Source organism: Hallella sp. (assembly GCF_037460745.1).
In the GTDB taxonomy this organism is placed as follows: Bacteria; Bacteroidota; Bacteroidia; order Bacteroidales; family Bacteroidaceae; genus Prevotella; species Prevotella faecis.
In genome coordinates this window covers 30,277-54,913 of sequence record NZ_JAXVAE010000066.1, presented here as the reverse complement: position 1 = coordinate 54,913, position 24,637 = coordinate 30,277, and the positions used below count along the sequence as shown (strand labels likewise).

20 protein-coding genes are annotated in these 24,637 nt (G+C 55.4%); 14 read left to right on the top strand and 6 right to left on the bottom strand.

The annotated features are described in order from the left end of the window. The first annotated feature begins 86 nt into the window (after positions 1-86). Positions 87-1,169 carry a M20 family metallo-hydrolase gene (locus tag WKK33_RS03015; RefSeq protein WP_337932417.1) on the top strand — a complete coding sequence of 361 codons (1,083 nt, stop codon included), beginning with the start codon at positions 87-89 and terminating at the stop codon, positions 1,167-1,169. Between the two features lie 375 nt (positions 1,170-1,544). Here the strand turns inward: WKK33_RS03015 and WKK33_RS03010 are convergent, their stop codons facing one another. The 4 genes from WKK33_RS03010 to dut are packed head-to-tail and all read right to left on the bottom strand — an operon-like array spanning position 1,545 to position 6,555. Beyond that, a complete protein-coding gene (locus WKK33_RS03010) occupies positions 1,545-3,386 on the bottom strand; it encodes a peptidoglycan DD-metalloendopeptidase family protein (protein ID WP_337932415.1) in 1,842 nt (613 codons plus the stop codon). A gap of 55 nt (positions 3,387-3,441) precedes the next feature. Next, positions 3,442-4,329 carry a DUF4292 domain-containing protein gene (locus WKK33_RS03005; RefSeq protein WP_337932413.1) on the bottom strand — a complete coding sequence of 296 codons (888 nt, stop codon included), beginning with the start codon at positions 4,327-4,329 and terminating at the stop codon, positions 3,442-3,444. Further along, positions 4,326-6,098 (bottom strand): tetratricopeptide repeat protein, encoded by a 1,773-nt coding sequence (locus tag WKK33_RS03000; RefSeq protein ID WP_337932411.1) that lies wholly within the window; start codon positions 6,096-6,098, stop codon positions 4,326-4,328. The genes WKK33_RS03005 and WKK33_RS03000 overlap by 4 nt, the downstream gene beginning before the upstream one ends. Before the next feature lie 19 nt (positions 6,099-6,117). Beyond that, positions 6,118-6,555: a dUTP diphosphatase gene (gene dut / locus WKK33_RS02995; RefSeq protein WP_309439101.1), complete on the bottom strand. Its 438-nt coding sequence runs from the start codon at positions 6,553-6,555 to the stop codon at positions 6,118-6,120. Between the two features lie 148 nt (positions 6,556-6,703). Between dut and dgt the strand changes: the two genes are divergently transcribed. Together dgt and WKK33_RS02985 are read left to right on the top strand one after the other, a co-directional pair. After that, entirely contained in the window at positions 6,704-8,041 is a 1,338-nt protein-coding gene (gene dgt, locus WKK33_RS02990) for a dGTP triphosphohydrolase (RefSeq protein WP_309438300.1), read from the top strand. 24 nt (positions 8,042-8,065) lie between these two features. Continuing rightward, positions 8,066-8,722 carry a hemolysin III family protein gene (locus WKK33_RS02985; RefSeq protein ID WP_287767581.1) on the top strand — a complete coding sequence of 219 codons (657 nt, stop codon included), beginning with the start codon at positions 8,066-8,068 and terminating at the stop codon, positions 8,720-8,722. Between the two features lie 154 nt (positions 8,723-8,876). Here the strand turns inward: WKK33_RS02985 and WKK33_RS02980 are convergent, their stop codons facing one another. Both WKK33_RS02980 and WKK33_RS02975 read right to left on the bottom strand, forming a co-directional pair. After that, positions 8,877-9,857, bottom strand: coding sequence for a GNAT family N-acetyltransferase (locus tag WKK33_RS02980; protein ID WP_309438304.1), 981 nt, complete (start codon positions 9,855-9,857; stop codon positions 8,877-8,879). Positions 9,858-9,876: 19 nt separating this feature from the next. Beyond that, positions 9,877-10,731: a glycerol acyltransferase gene (locus WKK33_RS02975; RefSeq protein WP_215759266.1), complete on the bottom strand. Its 855-nt coding sequence runs from the start codon at positions 10,729-10,731 to the stop codon at positions 9,877-9,879. Positions 10,732-11,494: 763 nt separating this feature from the next. Between WKK33_RS02975 and WKK33_RS02970 the strand changes: the two genes are divergently transcribed. The 11 genes from WKK33_RS02970 (at position 11,495) to WKK33_RS02920 (ending at position 24,623) form a co-directional block, all read left to right on the top strand. After that, on the top strand, positions 11,495-11,977 hold the full coding sequence (locus tag WKK33_RS02970) for a division/cell wall cluster transcriptional repressor MraZ (RefSeq protein WP_337932409.1): 483 nt from the start codon (positions 11,495-11,497) through the stop codon (positions 11,975-11,977). Between the two features lie 8 nt (positions 11,978-11,985). Continuing rightward, on the top strand, positions 11,986-12,963 hold the full coding sequence (gene rsmH / locus WKK33_RS02965; RefSeq protein WP_337932408.1) for a 16S rRNA (cytosine(1402)-N(4))-methyltransferase RsmH: 978 nt from the start codon (positions 11,986-11,988) through the stop codon (positions 12,961-12,963). Further along, positions 12,960-13,412: an FtsL-like putative cell division protein gene (locus tag WKK33_RS02960; protein WP_252344876.1), complete on the top strand. Its 453-nt coding sequence runs from the start codon at positions 12,960-12,962 to the stop codon at positions 13,410-13,412. The genes rsmH and WKK33_RS02960 overlap by 4 nt, the downstream gene beginning before the upstream one ends. 6 nt (positions 13,413-13,418) lie before the next feature. Then, positions 13,419-15,584 (top strand): penicillin-binding transpeptidase domain-containing protein, encoded by a 2,166-nt coding sequence (locus tag WKK33_RS02955; protein WP_337932407.1) that lies wholly within the window; start codon positions 13,419-13,421, stop codon positions 15,582-15,584. 17 nt (positions 15,585-15,601) lie between these two features. Continuing rightward, positions 15,602-17,053: a UDP-N-acetylmuramoyl-L-alanyl-D-glutamate--2,6-diaminopimelate ligase gene (locus WKK33_RS02950; RefSeq protein WP_337932405.1), complete on the top strand. Its 1,452-nt coding sequence runs from the start codon at positions 15,602-15,604 to the stop codon at positions 17,051-17,053. 78 nt (positions 17,054-17,131) lie between these two features. Continuing rightward, positions 17,132-18,403: a phospho-N-acetylmuramoyl-pentapeptide-transferase gene (gene mraY / locus WKK33_RS02945; protein ID WP_337568714.1), complete on the top strand. Its 1,272-nt coding sequence runs from the start codon at positions 17,132-17,134 to the stop codon at positions 18,401-18,403. 67 nt (positions 18,404-18,470) lie between these two features. Then, positions 18,471-19,802 carry a UDP-N-acetylmuramoyl-L-alanine--D-glutamate ligase gene (gene murD, locus WKK33_RS02940; protein ID WP_215759255.1) on the top strand — a complete coding sequence of 444 codons (1,332 nt, stop codon included), beginning with the start codon at positions 18,471-18,473 and terminating at the stop codon, positions 19,800-19,802. Positions 19,803-19,845: 43 nt separating this feature from the next. Next, positions 19,846-21,129: an FtsW/RodA/SpoVE family cell cycle protein gene (locus WKK33_RS02935; RefSeq protein WP_215759256.1), complete on the top strand. Its 1,284-nt coding sequence runs from the start codon at positions 19,846-19,848 to the stop codon at positions 21,127-21,129. Between the two features lie 115 nt (positions 21,130-21,244). Then, positions 21,245-22,357: an undecaprenyldiphospho-muramoylpentapeptide beta-N-acetylglucosaminyltransferase gene (murG, locus tag WKK33_RS02930; RefSeq protein ID WP_215759257.1), complete on the top strand. Its 1,113-nt coding sequence runs from the start codon at positions 21,245-21,247 to the stop codon at positions 22,355-22,357. Between the two features lie 71 nt (positions 22,358-22,428). Then, a complete protein-coding gene (gene murC, locus WKK33_RS02925; protein WP_337932403.1) occupies positions 22,429-23,820 on the top strand; it encodes a UDP-N-acetylmuramate--L-alanine ligase in 1,392 nt (463 codons plus the stop codon). Positions 23,821-23,828: 8 nt separating this feature from the next. After that, positions 23,829-24,623, top strand: coding sequence for a cell division protein FtsQ (locus WKK33_RS02920; RefSeq protein ID WP_215759259.1), 795 nt, complete (start codon positions 23,829-23,831; stop codon positions 24,621-24,623). Positions 24,624-24,637 lie beyond the last annotated feature (14 nt).

Here is a 24,637-nt window from a genome sequence, read left to right as displayed (position 1 = left end):
CGCGCTACTCTTATTTCATGCAAAGTTAAAGAATATTCCTTAAAGTAGGAAATAATTTGGTGTTTTTTCTTAATTTTGCCTGCGTTATGAAACATCAGGATTATGTAACAGACGCCATCGATTTGCTGTGCGCCTTGATTAACACACCGAGCGTTAGCCGAGAGGAGAAAGATGCGGCCGACCTCATGGAGCAACGGATGAAGAGTTACGGTCTCGCACCTCATCGCGAGGCCAACAATCTGTGGCTGATGGCCGATGGATACGACGAGCAGAAACCGACCTTACTGCTCAACGCTCATATCGACACGGTGAAACCGGCCATTTCATGGACTCGCGACCCATTCAGGGCAAGCGTCGAGGACGACCGGATCTATGGCCTGGGAAGCAACGATTGCGGGGGCGGACTGACCACGCTCCTACAGGTTTTTCGATTCTTATCACTTAGACCGCAGCCCTACAACCTCATTTACTTGGCATCGGCCGAGGAAGAAATATCAGGCAAAGACGGCATCAGCCGCGTACTTCCATTATTGCCCCACATGGATGTGGCCATCGTGGGTGAGCCGACAGGCATGCAACCAGCCATCGCTGAGAAAGGGCTGATGGTACTCGACCTCATCGGACATGGCAAGAGTGGGCACGCTGCGCGCAACGAAGGTGTCAACGCCATCTACGAATCGCTCGACGACATGCGATGGATTCGCGACTATCAGTTCGACAAGGTAAGCCCATTCCTCGGCCCGACGAAGATGACGCTGACGGTGGTTCATGCGGGAACGCAGCACAATGTCATACCCGACACATGCCAAATGTTGGTGGATGTGAGAACCAACGAGTATTACGCAAACGAGGAAGTGTACGACATCATCCTACAAAACGTGAAGTGCGATGTCCAAGCACACTCATTCCGCCTTCACTCTTCGCACATCGACCCCGACCATCCGTTGGTGAGAGCGTGTGTCAACATGGGCATGACGCCCTACGGTTCGCCCACTCTGAGCGACCAAGCGCTCATGCCGTTCCCCTCGTTCAAGCTTGGTCCAGGCGAGTCTTCGCGCAGTCACAGCGCCGATGAATTCGTGAAAATTAGCGAAATGGAGCATGCCTTCGACACCTATACCAGCCTTCTCGACGGTCGCGACATCCGTCACACATCTTCCCAAGAATAGCCGTCATCGCAAAAACAAGAACCTCTCCACCGCCGACTTGGCACAAAAGCGATAATTCACCATCCTCTGCGCAAGACTCACAGACAACCTAAGTCTGTTTGGAACATAAGAAGTGCGAGGAGGATATATAAGACACGCAAGGGCAAATCCTAAGAAGCGAAAGTGGGAATCACAAGAAACGCAAGGACGAAACATAAGAAACGCAAGGACGAAACATAAGAAACGCAAGGGGCGCTCATCACAAATGCGATGAGCGCCCCTTGCGTTTTTAGATTCCGATTCCCCTTAAGGACATCCTTTTATCGCAGAAAAGAACGATGGAATCGTCAAAAATGAAGGGTTTGCGCCTTTTCACTATTGATGCTGTTTGGCCCTTTAGCGCCCAAGCCAAGACTCAGGATTCAGCTTGGCGCGTTCCTTACGCAACTGGAATTGGAGGATATGGTCGGGACCAACAGTACCCAATATTTGTCGGGTACTGACCTTTTGGCCACGGCTAACGCTAACCGACTTCAAGTTACAATAGACAGATATGTATGCGCCATGACGCACCATGACAACCATGTTGCCACCATAGCCAATGACCGCACTCACCTCGCCGTCATAGACAGCACGTGCCTGGCAACCCGCGCCACCCATGATGTTGATGCCCTTGTTGTCGAGCGTCACACCCTTCAGGCCGGCCACCTGATATTGTCCGAAGTGACTCACGATCTTATAACTACCCGTGATGGGCATGGGAAGGCGTCCACGGTTGGCCTCAAAGCCACTGTTCATCATACGGTCGACAGACGAGAACTTCACCATCTCTTCCGCATTTTCCTTCGCGTCGGCAATTTCCTCCCTGGCACGGGCGGCGTCGGCCTTCTGCTTACGTTCGGCAGCCAGTCGTGCCGACTCAGCCTCGCGGGCAGCCTGCTCAGCCCGTTGTTTACGGGCAGCAGCCTCGGCGGCCATTCGTTGGGCAGCAGCCTCCTTGTCGGCGGCGGCCTTTGCGGCAGCCTCGGCCTTTGCGGCGCTTCTCGCCAGCTCACGAGCCGTAGCCTTTTGGCGAGCCCTTTCCTCAGCCAGCGCTTGCTCACGAGCCCTTGCCTTGGCCGCTTCGGCAGCCTCAGCGCGTGCCCGACGTGCCTCCGCCTCAGCGGCGGCAGCCTTGCGAGCCTCCTCTTTCAGGCGTTCCTCACGTGCCTTTGCCTCAGCGATACGCCGCGCATTCTCCTCGGCGGCCCGCTTGGCCTCAGCCTGTTTGCGCGCAATCTCAGCCGCCCTTCGTTTGGCAGCCTCAGCCGCGGCGGCCTTACGCCTGGCCTCGGCGGCGGCACGCTCACGCACCTTTTGCACCTCAATCTCGACCAATCGGTCGATTTGGGCGTTCAAAACGGCGTCTTTCTTATGCTGCTCGGCTATGATAGCCTGAATGGTTTTCTGTTGTTTTTGCAATCCTTGGACAATCTGCTGCTGCTCGTTCTTGTTGCCCTCGAGTTTCTCCTTCTCCTGTTTACCCTGATAAAGGAGGTTGTTCTTTTGGCCTCGCACATTCTCCAGTTGCGTATTTTTATGCGTCACCTGGTTCTGTTTGGCCCTAACCGCCTCACCTTGCGCCCTCTGATACTGGGCATATTCGCGCACGAAGCGCAGACGCCGATACATCTGAGCGAAGTTCTTTGCGGAGAAAATAAACATCAATCGGTCTTGCACCGAGCGATGTCGAGCCATGTATCGCATCGACTTCACATATCGTGCCTGTCGGTCTTTCAGCTGCAACTGCAACGTGGCGAGCTGCGATTTCAGGATGCCGATGTTGCCTTCGATATGCTTAATGTCCGTTTGGATGTTGTCGATGTTCTTTTGCCGTTGGTCGATCTCACCATTGATGACCATCAGGTTCTTCAAACGCTGGGCCACATCCTCCTTGTTGGCCTTCAACGCCTTCTCCTGTTCTCGGATCTTCTTCCGAATGGCCGCGCGCTGGTTTTGCAGTCCGCGGATCGACGCATTGGAGTAACGCGCCGCGTTGTTTTGCTTTTTAGCAGTCGTGGCTTGCTTTGTCTGCGTCTTCTTTTTTACCGGTCGCGCCTTCTTGCGAACCGTTTGCGTCTGCTTTCGCTGCACCGTTGTGGTGCGCGTTTGCTTGCGGGCCGTATTCGTTTTCTTGGTCTGCGCCCCGGCAACCATCACCAAGGCCAGGCTCAACATGATGCACAAAAATCTTCTCATTCTATCTTTCTTCAAGCGGCAAAGATTACATTACTAAGACTTATCCCCTCAGGGCTTACATCTCCAACAGCTTACCGAGGATGTCTTGGGCCTCCACCTTCTTATATTTGCTCGACACCACGGTATTGGCCTCCCAGTCGTCGGAAGTCTTCAGGGCGTCTAACGCCAGTTTGACCGTAGCCTTTCGCGCCTGCTTAGTAGCGTTGGTGGCAAACGAGAACTCCTGCGTGGCCGGGAAGCTCTTGGCTCCCAATGCCTTGAAGTTATCGTATTTCCACGTAAGCGTCGAGTTGCCTTGCGAACGACTGGTATAAGCCACCACCGCCTGAGCTATCAATCCGCTGTTTCGATTGGCCTGCCAGGTGAAGGCAAAATTGCCATTTTTCAGCATGATAGGCACATTTTGTCCCATTCCATCGAGGTTAACGTCGAATTTCGCGAGGTCTCCCTCGCTCACGCGATTGGTTCCCGGCAACATCAGTTGGTTCCAGAACAAGGCTTGCAAGGAATAGAAACTCAAGCCATTGTTACGCAAGAAATCGAGCTGATTGTAGTCGCCCTTGACGTATTGCTTATGCAACCGGTCGACCACCAATACATAATCGGGTGTAAACTCGATGCGCGCGGCCTCCGTTCCGATATACGGAATGAAGATCTGTAAGCGTATCACCTGATCGCGGCGCATGCGGAGGGCACCCGGCAGGGTGATGCTCTTGCCATCCATGTTGGCCGTGAACGACAGACCACTGACGATGTTTTTGGCGTAAACCTTTTGGTCGCTTACCTTCTGCACGAACGCCAACTGCATCTCTTCGGCATGCTTATGCGTCGCCTGTGTTGTGGGTACAGTTGCGTTATCCTTCACCAACGATTTCTTTGCGCCACACGAAGCCAAAGCCAACGGTGCGCAAATCAGACATATTTTGAATAATGACGTTTTCATTTCTCTTTCCTATATAAGTTCATTTTACGTGTCAACGCATCCTTGTCGCCACCAGCCTCGATGGCCTTTTGCAAAAACTCCAATGCCTGCTCCTTCTCTCCCACCTTCATATAGATGTCGCCTGCATGCTCGAGCACGGCGGCGCTAACGGCAGAATCGGTATCGTTCTTCAATGTGGCGTCCATGTAAAACTTCGCCTCCGCATACCGTTCCTCGCAGAAGAGAATCCAAGCGTAAGTATCCAGGTAGGTGGCATTGGCCGGCTCAGCTTTCACCGCCTTGGCGCTCATCTCCTCCGCCTTCTTCAGGTTTCCACCCTCGGTACACAGGTAATAAGCGTAGTTGTTGAGCGTAGCGATATGATCGGGCTTCCACTGCAAGCAACTATCGTAAGCCGCATACGACTTTTCCTTCTCGCCTTGGCTATGATAGATATCGCCCATGATGGCATAGAAGTCGCTCACAATGTCGGGATTGCTCTTGTCGTTGATTTCTGCGGTTCCACGCTGGAAGGCATCCAACGCTCCCTTGTCGTCCTCCTGGTAAAACCTGGCGAGTCCGGTGAAATAATAAAAGGCCATTTCATCGGGGTTATACAGCATTCCCGGCTCCGCCAAAGAGGCCACCAGTTTCCAATCTTGTGTCGCCCATTTGCTTTGGACGAGTTGGAACCGTGCCCACGCATTGTCGGGGGCGATGTCGAGAAGTTGCATCAACGCCGAGTCGACCACGGCCGTCGGCATCTTCTTCATTTGGAAATAGGCCGCGCGCATCTCGGCCACCTGCGCATCCTTGGGCACCACTTGCCTCACCCGATCCAATAGATGGATGATCTGCATGGAGTCGCCACCCTGTTGCTCATTTTCCTGAATGGCCTGCTTGAGAAACTGCATGCGGCTATCAGCCGGCGTGTTTTTACCCAAGAGTATGCGGTCCATCATCTGCCGCGCCAGCGAGTCGTTGCCCGACGAGCGGTAATAATCGTACATGGAACTTTGCGCATAGGTGTTGTCGGGTTCCTCTTTCAAGGTCTGTGCAAAGAGCTTATAAGCCGCCTTTCGCATCTTATGCTGCATGAGCCAATTGCCCAACATGACGGCAAACGTCTTGTCGTTGGGGTGGCTATCTGCCAAACGCTTCAAGGTTAGGTAAGCTTTCCGCGTGTTGCCCATCATCTCATAGACGTTCATCTTGGCCATTTCAAACTGGTCGTCGACGCCCTCCAGCTCCTCCATCTTGTTGATGGCCTCGATCATCTTTCCATAATCCTTCTGCTGTTGGTAGAGTTGGACAAGCACATTGAGCACATCGCTCCGGTCGCGATTGTTGGCATAGAGCTGCTCATAGGCCTTGGTGGCCTTGTCGTAATTGCCCATTCCGATATAGAACTGCGCCACCTTCTCTTGGTAGATGGCGTTTCCCGGTTGCAGACTGGCCGCTTTCTCAAGATCGTTGAGCGCCAACGAGTCTTTGCGCAACATCGACAAGTAGCGCGCCCTGAGGAAGTAAGCCTCGGCCGCCTTGGGGTTGATGTCGAGACAATGGTTCAAGAGGTCGAATGCGGCAGCGTAATGCCCCGCCTCTTGTTGCCTTACAGCCTCCAAGAAGAAATAGTTGTACCTTCTACTGTTGTTGTAGCTCAGCGTGTCGGCAACGGTCAAAACGACCGGTTTCTTCGCTTTTTTCTTAGTTGCCGCCGACACAATTTGCCCACCCATCGCCACAACAGCGATGGCCAACAACAGGTAATATCTTGCTCGTTTACACATCAACGCCTATGCTCCTCCATTATTTCACACCCGTGTGGCCGTAGCCCCCTTCGCCGCGCTCCGTCTCATCGAGCACGCTTACAGTCTCAAACTGCACCTGCTCATAACGCGCCACCACCATCTGTGCGATGCGCTCGCCGTCGTTCACCACGAAGTCGTCGTTGGAGAAATTGACGAGCAACACCTTGAGCTCACCGCGATAATCGGCGTCGATGGTTCCCGGTGTGTTGAGCACGGTGATGCCATGCTTGAGGGCCAATCCGCTGCGCGGACGCACCTGAGCCTCGTAGCCATCGGGCAAGGCGATGTGCAAGCCCGTGGGAATGAGGGCTCGCTCCAAGGGGTGCAGCACGATGGGCTCTGACAGGTTGGCGCGAAGGTCGAGACCTGCGCTCTGATGGGTGGCGTAAGCCGGAAGCGGCTGGTGGCCAGTATTGACTACTTTGATATTCAACATAACAATTGCAAAATTACTAAATTCCGTCCACTTATATACTTTTTAATTATTAAAAAGGCGAAAAATGGAGAAATAAAACGTAACTTTGCCAAACCAACCCTCACAGTCTCAACACTTTGGCGTGCTGTGATTTGAAACAAGAACCAACATGAACTGGACCCAACTCATCTCCAACAAGCGTTTTGGGCAGGAGGAGCGCCATGCCCTTCGCCACGACGACCGCTCCGAATTTAAGCGCGACGGCGACCGTCTGATCTACTCAGCCCCTTTCCGTCGCTTGCAAAACAAGACGCAGGTGTTTCCCCTTCCGGGCAGCATCTTCGTCCACAACCGCCTTACCCACTCATTGGAAGTGTCGTCGCTGGGCAAGTCGCTGGGCGACGACGTGGCGCGCCGCCTGACGGACAAGCACCCGGAGCTTCGCGGCACGCTGTTTGAGGAGATAGGAACGATTGTGCAAACGGCGGGCCTCGCCCACGACATGGGTAACCCACCCTTCGGCCATTCGGGCGAGAAGGCCATCCAGACCTACTTCACCGAGGGTCCCGGCTCTACGTTGCGCAGCGAGGTGAGCGACGCCATTTGGCAAGACATCACCCACTTTGAGGGCAACGCCAATGCCTTCCGCCTGCTGGTCCACCAGTTTGTGGGGCGCCGCGCGGGCGGTTATGTCATGACCTACTCCACGTTGGCGTCGATCGTGAAATACCCCTTCTCGAGCCAGCACGCCGGCGCTCACGGCAAGTTTGGCTTCTTCGAGTCGGAGGCTTCGAGCTTCCAGAGAATTGCCGATGAATTGGGCCTTATTTGTCTCTCCGCCCCCGGCGAGCCTCTTCGCTACGCGCGCCATCCGCTGGTTTACCTGATGGAGGCCGCCGACGATATCTGCTACGAGATTATGGACATAGAGGACTCACACAAACTGAAGATCCTTTCGTTTGAGGAGACGCGCAACCTGCTGCTCGGCTTCTTCGACGCCGAGGGCCAAGCCAACATCCTGCGGCGTCTCGACGACGAGGGCGTGACCGACCGCAACGAGCAGGTGGTTTACATGCGAGCCTGTGTGGTGGGCGCCTTGGAGCGCGCCTGCGTCAACACGTTTGTAAATCACGAGGACGAGATTCTGCAAGGCACATTCACCGGAAGCCTCATCAAGCACATCGACACGCCCCTGCGCGAGGCTTACCAGCGTTGCGTCGAACTGTCGCGCGCCAAGATTTACCGCAGCAAACCGGTGCTCGACGTGGAGTTGAGCGGTTACAAAATCATGGAGACCCTGATGGAGACGCTTATCTCGGCGGCTGTCCACCCCGAGAAGTTCCACTCCCAACAACTCATCAGCAGGTTCAGCAGCCAGTACGACATCAACAGTCCGCACCTGGAGACCCGCATCATGGCCGTGCTCGACTACATCAGCGGCATGACCGACATCTACGCGCTCGACATTTACCAAAAGATAGAAGGCATCGCATTGCCTATCGTCTGATCACCCTTAACGACAAAAAACACGATGAAACGGCGCATTTTCTTCAATCACAAGGAAGAGTTATGGAACAGTTGGAGCCATGCCGGCGGCATAGCCTTAGGCATCGTCTTCGGCACCATCTTCCTCGTTTGGTGCTTCCAGGTGGGCAACGGTTGGGCCACGGCGGGCATCATTCTCTATCTCTTTGGCATGATCTGCTCGTACATCGCCTCCACAGTTTACCACGCCTTGAGCGCCTGGTCGCCTTGGAAGGAGCGTTTGCGCAAGTGGGACCACGCCGCCATCTACTGGCACATCGCCGGTTCCTACTCGCCCATCACGCTCATCTGCCTGCGCGACCAAGGCTATTGGGGTTGGACCCTGTTCATCTTCATCTGGTCGGCGGCCATCGCGGGCACCATCGTGAGCTTCCGCGGCCTGAAGGGCCACAGCAACGTAGAGACCATCTGCTTCGTGGTGATGGGCCTGAGTGTGCTCGTTGCCTTCAAGCCGCTCATCGACGCCCTGCCGCGCACATCGTTCTGGTGGATCATCGGCGAGGGCGTGAGCTACATCACGGGCGCGATCTTCTATAGTCTGAACCGGCGCCGCTTCATGCACACGGTGTTCCATTTCTTTGTGCTGATGGGCTCCGTTTGCCACATCATCGCCGTGTGGGACATCCTCATGGAGTTCCTATAAGCGCAAACCGCATCGCGAAACGCCCACGAGCACATTCCCCAAACAGCCGCAGGGCCATTCCCGTCATCGTGCCATGATCGCACAGACAGGAATGGCCCTGCGGTTGTTTATGTGTTATGCGTTAGGTTCTCAACCCAATCCCATCGGTCTCTGCTTAGAGCATCACCGTGTTGGGGCGGCCGGGGAAGTTGAGCGCCTCGGGGTGCTCCTCCACAAAACTATTGATGTGGCGCACACGCTTCTCCTCGAAAATCTCATCGACGGCAATGAGTATGCCACTTTCCTCCACCTCGCCAAACTCGTGGTTGATGGCCGTTCCGAAGAATTTCATGGTGGGCGAGAGGTTCATGTAAGCGTTCACCAGCGGCGGGATGTTGTAGCCCAACTGGCGCACGTTGCGATTGAGGATGCGGTAGTCGGCCCGGAAGTCGTCCTCGCAGAAGATAGCCTTCAGTTCCTCCTCGGGAGTCTCAAAAACCACCGGTTCGATCGGTGTTATGAGGCCATCCTTGTCGCCAAAGTGTTTGCGCAGGAAATAGAGTATCATGTCGCGCCCACGACGGTTGAACGAGGGGTACATGGTCATCTTTCCCAGGAAATATTTGCATCGTGGATTGATGACCGTCAGGGCTCCGAGGCCATCCCACAGGTTATCGAGTGCAAAAATCGACTTGGTGTTCTTGCGCACGTTCTGATAGTCGACCGCCACAAACGAGCGACCGAGCTCCACGGTGTTGGGCGCATAGTCGTTCATAAACTTATCGGAGAAATGGAACATGTGGGCCATGGCCACCTGCGGTTGCCCGTCGTTGTTGATCTGCCAATCATCGCAGAACAGATAGCGGTAACCACCGATGATTTCCTCGGCCTCCGGATTCCAAACGATGAGTTGTCGGCACCCGTCGTCCATGGTGTCGAACTCGTCGATGTCTGCCGCCTTTCCCGTTCCTCCGCCAGCTGTTCGGAAAGCAACCTCTCTGAGCCTTCCTATCTCCTGCATCACGTTGGGAGAGTTCTTGGCCGTAACCACATAAATCTCGTTGTGGCTCTTGTTTGTTGTCCTCAATTCACGCTCATGGGTCAACTCAGCCTTGAGCAGATCCTTGCCGACTGGTTGACAAATCTCTTCTTCCATCATAATCTCTTATACGGGCTTACTCGCCTCTTTCCGAGGCAGGCCCAGCTTGTTCGTATACCTTATCTTCTACAAATTTGGCCCATTCCATCGGTGTTCGACTCTTGTCGAACGTTTGCCAGGGTATGGGCTTACCTACCACCACACGGAAGTTTTTCCCCACGTTCTCATACATCTCGTCGACGAGGAAGAGCATGGCCAGGTTGATCTTCAACCCCAGCTTTTTCTGCCACTTGGCAATGCGGTAGAAGCGCTTCGAGTTGCGCCCGCTGAAATAGATGGGCACCACGTCGCGCTGATACTCCACACTCTTAGTGATAAACGTTTTCTTCCACGGCAGGTCGTGTATCTTGCCGTCGATCATGCGCGAGTTGAGTCCGGCGGGGAACATGAGCATGTGGTTGTCGCTCCGGAAGCCGGCCTCCACCATACGGGGGAAGTCGCGACTCTGCTTGCCGGTCTTGTTGATGCCAATGCTCACGGGGCGCAAGCCAGGGAGCGAGAGCAACAGGTCGTTGACCAGATAGCGGAACTTACCGTCGTAATGCCTGCCGATGATGGATCCCAGGCACACGCCGTCCTCACCACCCAATGGATGGTTCGACACGAAGGTGTAGAGCTTTCCGTCGTTTTTGTCGGGCAGATTCTCCTCGCCTTCGATGGTAACGTTCATCTTCAGGTATTTCACACATTCGGTAAGCCATTCGGTTCCTACCTTCTCGCGGCTCTCCCACAAGAATCGGTTCACCTCGTCCTCATGGACGATATGCTTCAGCCAGCTCACGAGGCAGCGAGGCACCCACTTGGCTTTCTCGCCCATCTTGCTCCGAAGTATCTTATCAATGTCGATGGTCTTTTCCATGCTTCCGCTTATCAAGCTATTCTACTAACAAGTTGCAAAAATAACACTTCTTTTTCTAAATTGGTTCCTTTTTGCTCAAAAAATCATCTTTTCTTCACATTTGCTCCCGAAAAGGCACCCCGCGCCACCCTTCCGCCCACCCCTCGACGCCTGGTTCGCGAGCGCCACCCACCACGCCCCACGCCATCCACAAGCAGCGGATGGGCACCATAAGCGCTCATTCGCCATCTGCCGAGTCGACCTTTTGTAATGCAATTTGACTCAAAAACGCATCACGGAGAGCCTCACAAATAGAAGCGGAAAAGGGACTTCCGAGAGCCTCCTGTGCCCAACGGGGATGGCTCGTGTGAGAGGAGTCGTTGCCATTAGGCATCTTTCGAGTTGCGAAAGGCCATCTTTCGAGACTCGAAAGGCAAGCTATCGCGCGTTGGTTAGGCATGTTTCGAAGCTCGGTTAGGCATGTTTCATCGTGCGGAATGTGGAGTTTGGAATACGGGGCAGGCCCCTCTGACGATAAGTTGTTAACTATCAGATTGTTGCGAAAACGCGCCGAGAATCGCGTATTTGCGGGCGAAGTGGGTGTTGGTGGATTTCGCGCCATTCTCAGCGAGCCATTTGTCGTATCGTTTCGCAACAGGCGTTCCCTTCCGCCCAAGGGGCTGCGGCCTGTCGGATGTCACAAAATGAGGGCAAAAAACAAAATTTGTGGAGAGAAGTGGGGTAAAGTGGGGAAATTTGTGTAACTTTGGAGCCAAATTATTATAAATTAGAACACATGCGGTTTTTAGGCAACATCGAGGCACGAACAGACACGAAGGGACGGGCATTCCTCCCCTCCGCGTTTCGCAAAGTGCTCCTAACTTCGGGCGAGGAGGGCCTGGTGTTGCGCCAAGACATCTTCGAGAAATGCCTCGTCATCTACCCCGAGAGCGTCTGGAACCGCGAGATGGACGAGATGCGCGCCCGCCTTTCGCGATGGGACCGTCGCCAGCAGATGGTCTACCGCAGCTTTGTGAGCGGCGTCATCAACCTCGCCGTAGACGGCAACGGCCGCATACTCATCCCCAAGAACTTCCTGGAAGCCGCAGGCATCAAGCAAGCCATACGCTTTGTGGGCATGGGCGACACCATCGAGGTGTGGGCCAACGAGACTGGCGGCGAGCCCTTCATGAACAACGACGAGTTTGGGCTGGCATTGGAGCAACTCATGGCCCCAAAAAGCGACGACACCCACAAGCCAACATCAACAAACGAATAGTGACAAGCATGGTCAAGACTGCTGAAACATATCATGTACCCGTGCTGCTGAAAGCCAGCGTGGACGGACTCGACATCACCCCCAACGGAACCTACGTGGACGTTACTTTTGGAGGAGGCGGGCACTCGCGTGAGATTCTCTCCCGACTGGGCCCCGGCGGCCGGCTGTTTGGTTTCGACCAAGACGCCGACGCGGAGAACAACGTCAGGACGCTCTTCCCGCAAGCCCCCGAGGCGGCCAACGGTGAGCAGCCAGGCGATGGCGAGGCAACCAACCGGCCGACGTTCACCTTCGTGAGGTCCAACTTCCGCTACCTGAAAAACTGGATGCGCTACCACAATGTGGACCACATCGACGGCCTGCTGGGCGACCTTGGCGTGTCGAGCCACCACTTCGACGACGAGAGCCGAGGCTTCTCGTTCCGCTTCGACGCACCACTCGACATGCGCATGAACAAACGGGCTGGAAAGACGGCAGCCGACATTGTCAACGAGTATGACGAGGGCCAACTGGCCGACGTGCTCTACCTCTACGGCGAGCTGCGCACCTCACGCCGCATAGCCTCCACGCTGGTCAAGGCGCGTCAACAGAAACCCATCGCCACCACACACGACCTGATGGAGGCCGTGGAACCGCTCTTCCGACGCGACCGCGAGAAGAAAGACCTGGCCCGACTCTTCCAGGCGCTACGCATCGAGGTGAACCACGAGATGGACGCCCTCCGGGAGATGCTGGCCGCGGCCACCGAACTGCTGGCGCCGGGCGGACGACTGAGCATCATCACCTACCACTCGCTCGAAGACCGTATCGTGAAGAACGTCATGAAGACCGGACGCGCCGACGGAAAGGTGGAGCAAGACTTCTTCGGACGGGTGGAGAGCCCGTTCCGCATGATCACGTCGAAAGTGATTGTTCCCACCGACGAGGAACAACAGAGCAACCCACGAAGCCGCAGCGCCAAACTTAGAATTGCAGAGAAGAAATGACAGAGAACAACCCCAACATACAAGACGACAAGGAAAAGCCCATCGACAGCAAGCCCTTGGAGGAGCTCACGCTGAAAGAGGTGATCGAGGAGACCGCCACGGAGGACGAGGCGCCACAATCGAGAATGTTCTCGCTGCGCAAGATCCTGGGCGGCGACATCCTCAGCGCAGCCATCATCCGCCGACAGGTGTGGCTCATCCTGCTCATCGTCTTCTTCATGATCATCTACGTGTCGAACCGATACAGCTGCCAGCAAGACATCATCGAAATCGACAAGCTCCACCAGCAGCTCACCGACGCCAAGTACAAGGCGCTCAGCAGCGAGAGCGAGCTCACCGAACTCAGCAGGGAGAGCAACGTGCTCGAGATGCTGAAAGACAACAAGGACAGCGTGCTGAAGATAGCCAGCCAACCTCCTTATTTTATAGAAATTCCCAATGGTCAATAATCCGTCATGAGTAAGTTTAACGAAAAAAAGGTCATGCCGCGCTACAGCCTCATCTGCATGCTGCTCACCCTGGTGGCCCTCGCTGTGCTCATCAAGGCAGGCTACATCATGACGGCGCAACGATCCTACTGGGAGCAGGTGGCCAAGCGCGAGACACGAGACAGCGTGCCGGTGCCCTCACAGCGTGGAAACATCCTCAGCGACGACGGCCAGCTGTTGGCCTCGTCGCTGCCCGAGTTTAAGCTCTACATGGATTTCGAACAGCTCCACGAGGCCAAGAACGACTCGCTCTGGGAAGCCAAGCTCGACAGCATCTGCATGGGACTGCACGACATATTCCCCGAGAAGAGCGCCCACGACTTCAAGGCGCACCTTGAGAAAGGGCGCCGCGAGGGCAAGCGCTACTACCCCATCTGGCCGAAGCGTGTGAACTACAACACCTATTCGGAGGTGAAGCAGCTGCCCGTCTTCTGCCTGAAGCGCTTCCAGAGCGGTTTCATCCCGCAGGAGTTGCAGTCGCGCACACGACCCTACGGCAACATGGCGGCACGCACCATCGGATCGATGTTCAACGAGAAGGACATGGGCCGCACGCCGCGTTGCGGCCTGGAGTTCTCCTACGACTCATTGCTGCGCGGAACCGACGGCCTGAAGAACCGCCGCAAGGTGCTCAGCAAATACATGGACATCATACAGCGCGAGCCCGTGGAGGGAGCCGACATCATGACCACCATCAACGTGAACATGCAAGACCTGGCCGAACGCGCCGTGCTGAAGAAATTGCAGGAGATCGACGCCGAGTTTGGCGTGGCCATCGTCATGGAGGTGAAAACCGGCGACATCAAGGCCATCGTCAACCTGGAGCGTTGCGTCGACGGCAAGTACCGAGAGATACAAAACCACGCCGTGACCGACCTCGTGGAACCGGGATCGGTGTTCAAGGCGGCCTCGGTGATGACCGCCCTGGAGGATGGCGTGTGCGACACCACATTCAAGATACCCACCGGCAACGGTGTGTGGCACGTCTACGGACGCGACATGAAGGACAGCCACTGGCGCTCGGGCGGATACGGCACCATCTCGCTGGGCAAGGCGATGGAGCTCAGCTCCAACATCGGCGTCAGCTACATGGTCGACCATTTCTACCACAACAACCCAGAGAGGTTTGTAAAGGGAATATGGCGCACCGGAATCAACGACCCCAACATCAGCATTCCTATAGAGGGACACGCGCGCCCGAGCATCAGAATGCCGGAGCGCTACCCCAACGGACAATGGAAAAACTGGAGCAAGACGGCCCTGCTATGGATGAGCATCGGCTACGAGACGCAGATTCCGCCCATCTACACGCTGACCTTCTACAACGCCATCGCCAACAACGGACGCATGATGCAGCCGCGCTTCGTCAAGGCCACCGTGAAGAACGGCGACACGCTGACGGCCTATCCGCCCCAAGTGGTGAAGGGCAGAGAGCAGATCGCCTCCGAGAAGACCATCAAGATCATGCAAGACCTGTTGCACCGTGTGGTGATCAACGGAACGGGAAAGAAGGCCAACAGTCCCAACTTCTGGGTGTGTGGCAAGACGGGTACAGCCATGATCGCCAAGAACGGATCCTACAAGGGAGCGCCCAACCACCTGCTCTCCTTCGCCGGATGGTTTGGCGAGAAGGACAAGCCCTACTACAGTTGCATCGTATGCATACAGAAACAAGGTCTGCCGGCCTACGGATGGATGAGCGGACAGGTGTTTAAGGACATCGCCGAAGGCATCATGGCCAAATATGTGAGGTACGACATCAGCGACGCGCGCGACTCGACCTCCCACCCGATTCCCGACGTGAAGAACGGCAACATCTTCTCGGCACAACGCGTGCTGTCGCTGCTGGGCATCAACACCACCACCAACTACGCCACACCGGCCACGCAAGCCGCCCTCGTATGGGGCGCAGCACAGCGCAACGCCGGAAGCGTGCTGCTCAAGAAGGAGGGCATGGCCAGCCGCAAATACATACCCAACGTGATGGGAATGGGAGCACGCGACGCCGTGTATCTCATCGAGAGCCGAGGTGTGAGGTGCATCGTCAGGGGGCGCGGAAAGGTGGTGGAGCAAAGTCTTGAGCCTGGCCACTACATCAAGAAAGGCGAAATTTGCACGCTGAAATTAGAATAACAATAAAGCATAAAGATATGAAACTGCAAGAGCTGTTGAAGAACACCAAGCCGCTGGCCATCGTCGGCGACGTGGACGTAGACATCACGGGAGTAAACATCGACTCCCGAAAAGTGAAGTCGGGACATCTGTTCGTGGCCATGAAGGGCACGCAGGTCGACGGGCACCAGTTCATCACCAAGGCCATAGAGCTCGGGGCGAAGGCCGTGTTGTGCCAGGACATGCCGGAGGCGAAGGCCGAGGGCGTGACCTATGTGCAGGTGGCCGACACCGAGGACGCCGCTGGCAAGGTGGCAACGCTCTTCCATGGCGACCCCTCGCACCACCTCACGCTGGTGGGTGTGACGGGAACGAACGGAAAGACGACCATCGCCACCTTATTATATAATATGTTCCGAAAGATGGGGCACAAGTGCGGACTGCTCTCTACCGTGTGCAACTACATCGAAGACGAGGCCATTCCGGCCGACCACACCACGCCCGACCCCATCGAGCTCAACGCCTTGCTCGGCCGCATGGTGCAGGCGGGGTGCGAGTATGCGTTCATGGAGTGCTCAAGCCACGCCATCGCACAGAAGCGCATCAGCGGACTGAAGTTTGCCGGCGGCATCTTCACCAACCTCACACGCGACCATCTCGACTACCACAAGACGTTCGAGAACTACCGCAACGCCAAGAAGGCGTTCTTCGACGGCCTGCCCAAGACGGCCTTCGCCATTACCAACGCCGACGACAAAAACGGCATGGTGATGGTGCAGAACACCAAGGCCACGGTGAAGACCTACTCCATCCGACAGATGGCCGACTTCCGCGCACGCATCATCGAGATGCACTTCGCTGGCATGTACCTCGACGTAGACGGCCATGAGGTGGGTGTGCAGTTTATCGGTAAGTTCAATGTGAGCAACCTGTTGGCGGTCTATGGCGCCGCACGCATGCTGGGCAAGGCTCCCGAGGACATCCTCGTGACGCTCTCTACCCTCCACAGCGTGAGTGGCCGACTGGAGCCGGTGCAGTCGCCCGACGGCTACACGGCCATCGTCGACTATGCCCACACGCCCGACGCGCTGGCCAACGTGCTGTCGTCGATCCATGAGGTGCTCAACGGAAAGGGACAGATCATCACCGTGTGTGGCGCAGGAGGCAACCGCGACCACGGCAAGCGACCCATCATGGCACAGGAGGCCGTGAAGCAGTCGGACCGGGTCATCATCACCAGCGACAACCCGCGCTTCGAGGACCCGCAGGCCATCATCGACGACATGCTGGCCGGACTCAACAAGGAGCAGATGAAGAAGGTGGTGGCCATCGTAGACCGCAAGGAGGCCATCAAGACCGCTTGCATGATGGCCCAAAAGGGCGATGTGATTCTCGTGGCTGGAAAGGGACACGAGAACTACCAGGAAATCAAGGGGGTGAAGCACCACTTCGACGACAAGGAGGTGCTGCACGAGATATTCAACGCATAAGGCACTACCCTTCTGCGGGCAACAGCCACGGCGGCCCACACAAGCGACCGCCACATCACAAATTAAAAACGACAACGCATGTTATACTATCTTTTCAGGTTCTTAGAACAGTTTGGCATCAGCGGATCGGGCATGTGGGGATACATTTCCTTCCGTGCATTGCTGGCGCTCATCCTCTCGCTGGTCATCTCAACGTGGTTTGGCGAGCGGTTCATCAAGTATCTTAAGAGCAAACAAATCACCGAGACGCAACGCGACGCTTCCATCGACCCGTTCGGCGTGAAGAAAATCGGAGTGCCGTCGATGGGTGGAATCATCCTCATCGTGGCCATCCTTATCCCCGTGCTGCTGCTCGGACGCTTGAGAAACATCTATCTCATCCTGATGATCGTCACCACCCTGTGGCTCGGATTCCTCGGCGGAATGGACGATTTCATCAAGATCTTCCGCCGCAACAAGGAGGGTCTGAAAGGCAAATACAAGATTGTGGGACAGGTGTCGATCGGCCTCATCGTAGGACTGGTGCTCTGGGCATCGCCCGATGTGAAGATGAACGAGAACCTGACCATGGAACGCCAAAACGGACAGGAGATGGTGGTGAGCCACAGCGCAGAGGCGGAGAAGTCGCTCAAGACGACCATCCCGTTTGTGAAAAACCATAACCTCGACTACTCGCAGATCATGTCGTTCTGCGGTAAGTACAAAACGGCGGCTGGATGGATCCTGTTTGTCATCATGACCATCTTCGTGGTGACGGCCGTGAGCAACGGCGCCAACCTCAACGACGGCATGGACGGCATGTGCGCCGGAAACTCGGCAATCATCGGCGTGGCCTTGGGCATACTGGCGTATGTGAGCTCCCACATCGAGTTTGCAGCCTACCTCAACATCATGTACATACCCGACACGCAAGAGCTGGTGGTGTTTATGTGTGCCTTCGTGGGCGCCCTCATCGGCTTCCTGTGGTACAACGCCTACCCCGCGCAGGTGTTCATGGGCGACACGGGATCGCTCACCATCGGCGGTATCATTGGTGTGGGCGCCATCATCATCCACAAGGAGCTGCTGCTACCCATTCTCTGCGGCGTGTTCTTCGTGGAGAGCCTCAGCGTCATCTGCCAAGTGTGGTACTACAAAATAGGTAAGCACAAGGGCGTGAAGCAGCGCATCTTTAAGCGCACTCCGATCCACGACAACTTCCGTGTGACCGACGAGCAGCTCGATCCCGAGTGCAAATACCTCATCAAGGCACCGCACGCACCCAAGCACGAGTCGAAAATCACCATCCGATTCTGGATCGTGACCATCATCCTCGCAGCCCTAACCATCATCACCCTGAAGATAAGGTAAGGCGCGAAAACGGCAAACAAAGGGGCGCGAACACCCCTATACAACAACCATCGACAAAATGAAAGCAATGAAGAGAATCGTAGTTTTAGGAGCTGGCGAGAGTGGTGCAGGAGCCGCCGTGCTGGCCAAGAAGGAGGGGTTCGACGTATTCGTGTCGGACATGTCGAAAATCAACGATAAATATAAGAAGGTGCTCGACGACCACGGCATTCAGTGGGAGGAGGGACATCATACGGAGGAACTCATCCTCAACGCCGACGAGATCATCAAGAGCCCAGGAATACCCGAGAAGGCACCCATGATCCAGAAGCTCATGGCGCAGGGTACGCACATCATCAGCGAGATTGAGTTTGCCGGACGCTACACCCACTCGAAGATGATTTGCATCACGGGATCGAACGGAAAGACCACTACGACGTCGCTCATCTACCATATCTTCAAGGCGGCGGGCTACGACGCTGGCTTGGCGGGCAACATTGGCCGAAGCCTGGCGTTGCAGGTGGCTGAGGATCCGCACGAGTATTACATCATCGAGTTGAGCTCGTTCCAGCTCGATAACATGTACGACTTCCGCGCCAACATCGCCATCCTGCTCAACATCACGCCCGACCATCTCGACCGTTACGACTTCAAGTTTGAGAACTATGCGGCTGCCAAGATGCGCATCACGCAGAACCAAACGGCCGAGGACAGCTTCATCTACTGGAACGACGACCCGGTGATCAAGGAGGAACTGAAGAAATACGACATCAAGGCCGTGGCCTGCCCATTCTCAGAACTGAAGGAGGAGGGTTCCATCGCTTACATCGAGGAGGGACAGTACAAGCTGGAGTTCCCCACCCCGTTCAACATGGAGCAAGAGGAACTGTCGCTCACGGGCAAGCACAACATTTACAACTCGCTGGCGGCCGGCCTGGCCTCCAACATCACGGGCATCAAGAAGGAGATTATCCGCAAGAGCCTCAGCGACTTCCCCGGGGTGGAACACCGACTGGAGAAGGTGTGCGACGTGAGGGGCGTGCACTATGTGAACGACTCGAAGGCCACCAATGTCGACGCCTGCTGGTACGCTTTGGAAAGCATGAAGACGCCTGTGGTGCTCATCCTCGGCGGCAAAGACAAGGGCAACGATTACAACGAGATCAAGGAGCTGGTGAAGCAGAAGTGCTCGGGACTGGTGTACCTCGGTGCCGACAACGCCAAACTGCACGCCAATTTCGACGAGCTCGGCATTCCCGTACGCGACACTCACAGCATGAAGGAGTGCGTGGAGGCATGCTACGAGATGGCCCGTCCCGGCGACACCGTACTGCTTTCGCCCTGCTGCGCAAGCTTCGACCTCTTTAAGAACATGGAGGATCGCGGCGAACAATTCAAGACACTCGTAAGAAGTTTATAGCCAATGGGCGGCACGAAAGCCGCGCATGAGCCCAACAAACGAAATGAACAAGAAGTTATCCAACCTATTCAAAGGCGACAAGGTCATCTGGATGGTCTTTTTCTTCCTTTGCATCATCAGCATCGTGGAGGTGTTCTCTGCCTCCTCGGAGCTGACCTACAAAGGCGGAAACTACCTCACGCCCATCATCAAGCACATGGCGCTCATCGTCGTGGGCTTCGGATTGATGGTGGTTACGCTCAACATCAACTGCAAGTACTTCAAGCTATTGACTCCCATCATGCTCCTCTTCGCAGGAATATTGCTATTGCTGGTGCTTGGCTTAGGACAATCGACCAACGGCGCAAGCCGATGGATTCCCATCATGGGCGTGCAGTTCCAACCCTCGGAGATGGCAAAGGGAGCGTTGGTTTTGATGACAGCGCAAATCCTAAGCGCCATGCAAACTGATAAGGGAGCGGACCGAAAGGCCATGAGATACATCATACAGATGGCCTTGCCATTCCTGGTTCTCATCGGATTGGAGAACCTGTCAACGGCCGCTCTGTTGGCCGCGGTCATCTTCTTCATGATGATCATCGGGCGCGTACCAGGCAAACAAATAGGAAAATTGGTGCTAACGGTCGTGCTGCTCATCGTCATGGTGGTAACGGCGGTCATGGCCATTGGTGAGGATACGGAAAAAGAGGGGCAACCACAAAACCTTACAGAACAGACCTTGGCCAACGGACAGACGGTAAGCACCGAGAATTCGAAGGGGCACAAGGGCGTATTGCACCGACTCGACACTTGGAAATCGCGTATCGACAAGTTCCTCAACTCGAAGGAAGTGCCGCCTGAGAAGGTCGACCTCGACAAGGGAGCGCAAGAAGCGCACGCCAAAATTGCCATCGCTACCAGCAACATCGTGGGACGAGGACCGGGCAATTCCGTGCAGCGCGACTTCCTGGCGCAGGCCTTCTCCGACTTCATCTATGCCATCATCATTGAGGAGACGGGCATCGAGGGGGCGTTTGTCGTGGCCATGCTCTATATCATATTGTTGTTCAGAACCGGACGTATCGCCAACCGATGCGAGAACAACTACCCGGCCTTCCTGGCCATGGGACTGGCGCTATTGCTCGTGGTGCAAGCGCTGTTCAACATGTGTGTGGCCGTGGGTCTGGTGCCGGTGACGGGTCAACCGTTGCCGCTGATCAGTAAAGGTGGCACGTCGACCATCGTCAACTGTGTCTACATCGGCATCATCCTGAGTGTGAGCCGAACGGCAAAGAAGGTGAAAGACGACACAACAAATAAGAGAACCGTGGCCACAGCCACAGCATAACACCTGCAGCTCTTCCCCCAAACCCACTCAAGGGATATCAGCAGGCATGCAAGAAAAAGGATTGAAAATGATCAGAAGTGGGAATTATTGATTACTTTTGCAAAAATAAGAGATTATGGACAAGGAGTTAAGAATCATCATCAGCGGAGGAGGAACAGGGGGCCATATCTTCCCGGCCATATCCATCGCCAACGCCATTAAGGCTAAGCACCCTAATGCCAAGATATTGTTTGTGGGAGCTCTCGGACGAATGGAGATGCATCGAGTGCCTGCGGCAGGCTACGAAATCAAGGGACTACCCATCTGCGGATTCGACCGCAAGCACCTGCTGAAGAACGTCGCGGTCCTGTTCAAGATCTGGAAGAGCCAATATATCGCCAAGAAGATTGTGAAGCAGTTCAAGCCCATGGCTGCTGTGGGAGTGGGCGGATACGCCAGCGGCCCAACGCTCAACGTGTGCGCAAGCAAGGGAATACCCTGTCTCATACAGGAGCAGAACAGCTACGCGGGCGTCACCAACAAGCTCTTGGCCAAGAAAGCCTCGAAGATTTGCGTGGCTTACGATGGAATGGAGCGCTTCTTCCCCGCCGAAAAGATTGTCAAGACAGGCAACCCCGTCAGACAAAACGTGCTCGACAACACCATGACAAAGGAGGAGGCTCGCAAGAGCTTTGGCCTGAATCCCGATAAGAAGACCGTCTTGCTCGTGGGCGGAAGCCTCGGAGCGCGCACGGTCAACGAAAGCATGAAGCAACACCTCGACATAGTAAAGAACGCCGATGTGCAGTTTATATGGCAAACCGGCAAGTATTACAATGAGGAGATGAACCAAGCCGTCAAGGCGTTTGGCGACATTCCCAACCTCAAGGTACTCGACTTCATCAGCGACATGGGCGCCGCCTACAAGGCCGCCGACCTCGTCATCAGCCGCGCCGGAGCAAGCTCCATCAGCGAGTTCTGCCTCATCGGAAAGCCTGTCATCCTCGTGCCCAGCCCCAATGTGGCAGAAGACCACCAGACGAAGAACGCCATGGCGCTCGTCAACAAGGACGCGGCCATCTACGTGAAAGACGCCGACGCACCCCACGAGCTGCTCCACACCGCGCTTCAAACAGTTGGAAACGACAGCAAACTGGCATCGCTCAGCGAAAACATCAAGGCGCTCGGACTGAAAAACTCGGCCGACGTCATCGCCGACGAGGTGGTGAAGTTGGCTTGGGGAGAATAATATTCGGAAACAAGGAGTGAAAGTGAGGACAATAAGACCTTAGCGGTCAACAAGGAGATAAATAAAAGACAATGGAACTGAAGGACATTAAAGCCGTGTATTTCATCGGCGCTGGTGGCATCGGCATGAGCGCCATCGCACGTTATTTCATACATAAGGGACTGGTAGTGGCCGGTTACGACCGCACGCCGTCTGACCTGACGCGCCACCTGGAGAAGGAAGGCATGCTCATTCACTATGAGGAAAACGTCGACGAAATACCACACGCTTGCCGCGACAACGCATCTTGCCTCGTGGTATACACACCGGCCATTCCGGCCGAACACAAGGAACTGCAATACTTCCGCGATGGCGGCTTCGTTATAGAGAAACGCGCTCAGGTGCTCGGAACGCTGACACGCACCCACAAGGGACTGTGTGTGGCGGGCACACACGGAAAGACTTCCACATCCACCATGTGCGCTCACATCATGCACCAAAGCCATATCGACTGCAATGCGTTCCTTGGAGGCATCTCAAAGAACTACGGCACCAACTATATCCTCTCCGACTCGAGCGACTTTGTGGTCATCGAGGCCGATGAGTTCGACCGCTCCTTCCACTGGCTGCGCCCATGGATGAGCGTCATCACCTCCACCGATCCCGACCACTTGGACATTTACGGAACCAAAGACGCCTACCTGGAGAGCTTCCGTCATTACTCGGAACTCATCCAGCCGGGTGGCGCACTCATCATCCATACCGACCTGGAGATGAAGGCTAACGTGCAGGAAGGCGTAAAGACTTATACCTACAGCCGCGACAAGGGCGACTTCCATGCCGAGAACATCAAGATTGAAGACGGTGAGATCTCGTTCGATTTCATCTCACCCGTCGGCAATGTCGAGAACGTGCACCTCGGTCAACCCATCCCCATCAACATCGAGAACGGCGTGGCTGCCATGGCCATGGCACAGCTCAACGGTTGCACTCCGCAGGAACTGCGCTATGGAATGGAGACCTATCACGGTGTGGATCGACGCTTCGACTTCAAGGTGAAGAACGCCCACCACGTGCTTCTCTCCGACTATGCGCACCACCCGAAGGAGATCCTGCAGAGCGCCAAGAGTCTCAAGGAGATCTATCCGAACCGAAAGATCACGGTCATCTTCCAGCCCCACCTGTACACTCGCACACGCGATTTCTACAAAGACTTCGCCGATGCGCTCAGCCATTTCGACGAGGTGATCCTCACTGAGATCTATCCCGCACGAGAGCTGCCCATCCCGGGAGTGACCTCCGATCTCATCTACGACAACCTGAAGCCAGGCGTGGAGAAGAGCAAGATAAAGAAGGACGACGTGCTCGAACTGGTGAAAAGCCGCGATTTCGACGTGCTCATCACCCTTGGAGCAGGCGACCTCGACAACTACGTGCCACAGATAGCCAAGCTCATTGAGGCCAAGGAGAAGGCCAACAACTAATCATCACCATGCGTTTCAACTGGAAGAAAACCCTACTCATCACACTCGATGTAGCGCTCGGAGCCTACATCGTGGTGGCCTTCGCCTCTTTCAACAAGCCGAAAGAGGAGGCGCCCGTATGCAAGAAGGTGAGCATCGACATCCAGGACGAGACGACCAACGGCTTCATCACGGCGGCGGAGATCAAGGCGCGACTGCAGAAAGGCAACATCTATCCGCTCAACAAGCGGATGCGCGACATCAACGCACGCACCATCGAGGAGACGCTGGGCCAGAGTCCGTTCGTCAAGACCACACAATGCTACAAGACACAGGACGGCACGGTGCATATCTACCTCACCCAACGAATGCCCACCCTGCGCATCAAGGCGGCCAACGGAGAGGACTATTACCTCGACGACGACAACCGAATCATGCCCAATTCCCACTATACCAGCGACCTCATCATCGCCACCGGGCACATCAACAAATGGTTTGCGCGCAACTATGTGGCGCACGTGGGAAGCACACTCATGGCGAGCGACTTCTGGAAAAACCAAATTGTGCAGATCAATGTGCTGCCCGACTACGGCATAGAACTGGTGCCGCGCGTGGGAAACCACATCATCTACATCGGCCAACTGCCACAAACCTCATACGTCAACGACCGAAAGAAACTGGTGACAGCCTACGTCAACACCAAGCTCGACAGGTTACAGAAGTTCTATAAGTACGGGTTGGCGCAGGCCGGATGGAACAAATACTCTTACATCAACGTGGAGTTTGACAATCAGATCATTTGCAAGAAACAAAAATTGAATTGATAATTATCATAGAT

Coding starts and splice junctions, on each gene's coding strand:
- WKK33_RS03015 (WP_337932417.1), top strand. CDS start 87: ATGAAACATCAGGATTATGTAACAGACGCCATCGATTTGCTGTGCGCC.
- WKK33_RS03010 (WP_337932415.1), bottom strand. CDS start 3,386: ATGAGAAGATTTTTGTGCATCATGTTGAGCCTGGCCTTGGTGATGGTT.
- WKK33_RS03005 (WP_337932413.1), bottom strand. CDS start 4,329: ATGAAAACGTCATTATTCAAAATATGTCTGATTTGCGCACCGTTGGCT.
- WKK33_RS03000 (WP_337932411.1), bottom strand. CDS start 6,098: ATGTGTAAACGAGCAAGATATTACCTGTTGTTGGCCATCGCTGTTGTG.
- dut (WP_309439101.1), bottom strand. CDS start 6,555: ATGTTGAATATCAAAGTAGTCAATACTGGCCACCAGCCGCTTCCGGCT.
- dgt (WP_309438300.1), top strand. CDS start 6,704: ATGAACTGGACCCAACTCATCTCCAACAAGCGTTTTGGGCAGGAGGAG.
- WKK33_RS02985 (WP_287767581.1), top strand. CDS start 8,066: ATGAAACGGCGCATTTTCTTCAATCACAAGGAAGAGTTATGGAACAGT.
- WKK33_RS02980 (WP_309438304.1), bottom strand. CDS start 9,857: ATGGAAGAAGAGATTTGTCAACCAGTCGGCAAGGATCTGCTCAAGGCT.
- WKK33_RS02970 (WP_337932409.1), top strand. CDS start 11,495: ATGCGGTTTTTAGGCAACATCGAGGCACGAACAGACACGAAGGGACGG.
- rsmH (WP_337932408.1), top strand. CDS start 11,986: ATGGTCAAGACTGCTGAAACATATCATGTACCCGTGCTGCTGAAAGCC.
- WKK33_RS02960 (WP_252344876.1), top strand. CDS start 12,960: ATGACAGAGAACAACCCCAACATACAAGACGACAAGGAAAAGCCCATC.
- WKK33_RS02955 (WP_337932407.1), top strand. CDS start 13,419: ATGAGTAAGTTTAACGAAAAAAAGGTCATGCCGCGCTACAGCCTCATC.
- WKK33_RS02950 (WP_337932405.1), top strand. CDS start 15,602: ATGAAACTGCAAGAGCTGTTGAAGAACACCAAGCCGCTGGCCATCGTC.
- mraY (WP_337568714.1), top strand. CDS start 17,132: ATGTTATACTATCTTTTCAGGTTCTTAGAACAGTTTGGCATCAGCGGA.
- murD (WP_215759255.1), top strand. CDS start 18,471: ATGAAGAGAATCGTAGTTTTAGGAGCTGGCGAGAGTGGTGCAGGAGCC.
- WKK33_RS02935 (WP_215759256.1), top strand. CDS start 19,846: ATGAACAAGAAGTTATCCAACCTATTCAAAGGCGACAAGGTCATCTGG.
- murG (WP_215759257.1), top strand. CDS start 21,245: ATGGACAAGGAGTTAAGAATCATCATCAGCGGAGGAGGAACAGGGGGC.
- murC (WP_337932403.1), top strand. CDS start 22,429: ATGGAACTGAAGGACATTAAAGCCGTGTATTTCATCGGCGCTGGTGGC.
- WKK33_RS02920 (WP_215759259.1), top strand. CDS start 23,829: ATGCGTTTCAACTGGAAGAAAACCCTACTCATCACACTCGATGTAGCG.